2 protein-coding genes and 1 pseudogene are annotated in these 2,558 nt (G+C 40.1%); 1 reads left to right on the plus strand and 2 read right to left on the minus strand.

The window, feature by feature from the left end; all coding sequences use genetic code 11:
* Window positions 1-52: 52 nt before the first annotated feature.
* Entirely contained in the window at window positions 53-985 is a 933-nt protein-coding gene (locus AC5YCE_RS15470; protein ID WP_496171020.1) for an IS5 family transposase, read from the minus strand.
* Window positions 986-997: 12 nt separating this feature from the next.
* On the opposite strand from AC5YCE_RS15470, the gene AC5YCE_RS15475 reads away from it, so the two are divergent.
* Window positions 998-1,237, plus strand: coding sequence for a hypothetical protein (locus AC5YCE_RS15475; protein ID WP_496172608.1), 240 nt, complete (start codon window positions 998-1,000; stop codon window positions 1,235-1,237).
* A gap of 55 nt (window positions 1,238-1,292) precedes the next feature.
* On the opposite strand, the pseudogene AC5YCE_RS15480 reads toward AC5YCE_RS15475, so the two are convergent.
* A pseudogene (locus AC5YCE_RS15480) lies at window positions 1,293-2,465 on the minus strand (ISNCY family transposase); the annotation flags it as partial.
* Between the last annotated feature and the right edge of the window lie 93 nt (window positions 2,466-2,558).

Below are 2,558 nucleotides of genomic sequence, written 5' to 3' on the forward strand. Positions count from 1 at the left end.
GGCTTTGTTGCACAAAGGTTTGAAAGGCAGAGCTACCCTAATTGAGTTAAATTTAAGAGACAACTTGGGTATGAGGGCGACCTAATTCTGTGAATTTATTCAAGACCGCTATGCGTGCATGAATCTCATTCACCTGACTAGGGAAACTTCTTGATGTTAATTTATCGCCTAATAATTTGATGCAATGCATCTTGGTTTCCACCAAACTTCGACAATGATAACCAGACCACTTTTTCCAAAGCGATCTTCCTAGCCGTTTGACTGTTTTCAATAACTCATTGCGTTCTATAGACCTCGCTTGTTGATCTTTCCAAGGTTTTGCATTCTTTCTCGGTGGAATGACCGCATATGCATCTCGATCTAAAATGAGTTGTCGGCAGTGCTTTGTGTCATAAGCACCATCTGTATAAACAGAATCAATTTGTTCATCCAAGGGAATTTGAGCAAGTAAATCTTCAAATACTTGAGAATCACTGACATCATTTGTGGTGAGTTGTACTGCACGTATTTGCAGGGTTTTAGCATCTATAGCAATGTGAAGCTTACGCCATTGGCGACGATATTCAGACCCATGTTTCTTGCATTTCCATTCACCTTCACCAAGAAACTTCAAGCCAGTAGAATCTACAAGTAGATGCAGCCCATTACTACTTTTTTGATAGCTAATCGCAATATCAATATGCTTCTGTCTACGACAAAGGGTGGAATAATCCGGAGCTGTCCAATCTAATCCACAAAGCTTAATCAGGCTTTGAACAAAACCTGTAACCATGCGTAAAGAGAGTCGAAATAGAGATTTGATCATTAAGCAGCATTGAATCGCTGTATCGGAATAGGTTTGATTTCGACCTTGCTTGCCTTGTGATTGTGCATACCACTGAGTCTTTGGATCAAACCAAATGGAAATATTGCCTCGATTAATTAAGGCTCGATTATAGGATGACCAATTGGTTGTATGGTAGATTTTAGCTGCAGGTTTATTCATTTTGAAATTATATTGCTGAATAAGCCTTCCATGCTAGGTTTGTGCAACAAAGCCGATATTGATGGAAATGTAGTTTTTGATTTTAGAAAAGAATTATGGAGCACTTTTAAAGATAATTTATATTATTTTTCTGACATTTACAAAACTGATGGTGTTTTATTTTTCTTAGTGGTTTTTAAAAATACAACTTATAAATTTCAGTATGATATTGAGAAAAAATTAATATTTAATTTCTCTGAAATCAAATGGTGAATTGAAAGGTGTTGATAAATTAATTAAACTATTATGAAATTAAATTTTAATCATTGTTCTCAACCACTTCATTTTGCTGTAGCCCAGCCAATTTATTGAAGATGCTGTAGTTGAGTTTTTATCCTTGATGCATGAGTGCCACAGTGCCATCCGGGTACTCCAGAAATGAAATGTATTGCCCAACTAATTTCTGGTTTAATTCAGTCGGTTCAAGCATATAAATACATTTGTCATAGGTCAGGGTTAGATTCTTGGTGACCTTACGCGGTTCCTGCCAGGTAAAAATATCATCCAGTTCAAGATCAGATTCGGTTAAGGGCCGATGTAAATTCTTTGAGTTTCTCGCACATTTGGCGAACCTCTGATTGAAATGCTCAATAAAGCAGGGTAGCCATGCATTGGCTTCAGCAATCGAACCGATGCCTTCTAGGCGCATCTCCTTGATCAAACGGTCCTGAAGGGTTCTATTCGCTCGTTCTACGCGGCCTTTGGCCTGTGGTGAGTTGGCGAAGATAATATCAATGTTTAACTCGTTCAGAATCCGCCCAAATTGCGTGATCTTGCTGTCTTGGCTCGATTTCTGATTGACTCGGAATACCGAGTGTTTATCGCTATAAAAGGCCAAGGGCTTCCCATATTGCTCAATGTAGGCTCGGGTTGAAAGCATGTAATCAAAGGTCGTTTCCGCTTCACAAAAGCGCAGATGCAACAGCTTTCCAGTGGCATCATCGATATAAACCAGCAAGCAGCATTTGGCGGCTCGGCCTTCAAACCAGTCATGATATGAGCCATCAATCTGAATCAGCTCACCCAAGCAATCCCGGTTATAGCGTGGCTGATATGGGCGTTTTAGACGTTTGGATCGCGGAATCCAGAGCTCATTTGCAGTCATCCAGCGCCGAAGCGTTTCTACAGGGATATTCAGGTCAAACATGCTGCTGAGCTTCTCATGCGCCAAGGTGGGTCCAAATCCGAGCAGATGTTCAGAAATAATGGAAAGGCACTTTGATTTTAATAACTCATCATGGCGATGATGACCCGGGTGACCACGACTGGCATGCGCCAGACCTGAAACACCGTCTTGATGGAGCTTCTGCAATAACCGGGTAATTTGACGAGTGGAAAGATTCAGGATTTCAGCAGCACGGACTTGGGTAATACGATGATCTCGAACCTCTTGCAGAACTGCAAGACGTTGAATTTCTTTATCAGACATAGTGATCAGCATCTATATTTTATATCCAGTCCATGATGATAAAAACCATCATAAACTAGACATTTTTATTGGTGAGAATATAGACAATTTAAATGGGTTCTAACA

It is taken from the genome of Acinetobacter sp. CY79 (assembly GCF_059515845.1).

Coding starts and splice junctions, on each gene's coding strand:
- AC5YCE_RS15470 (WP_496171020.1), bottom strand. CDS start 985: ATGAATAAACCTGCAGCTAAAATCTACCATACAACCAATTGGTCATCC.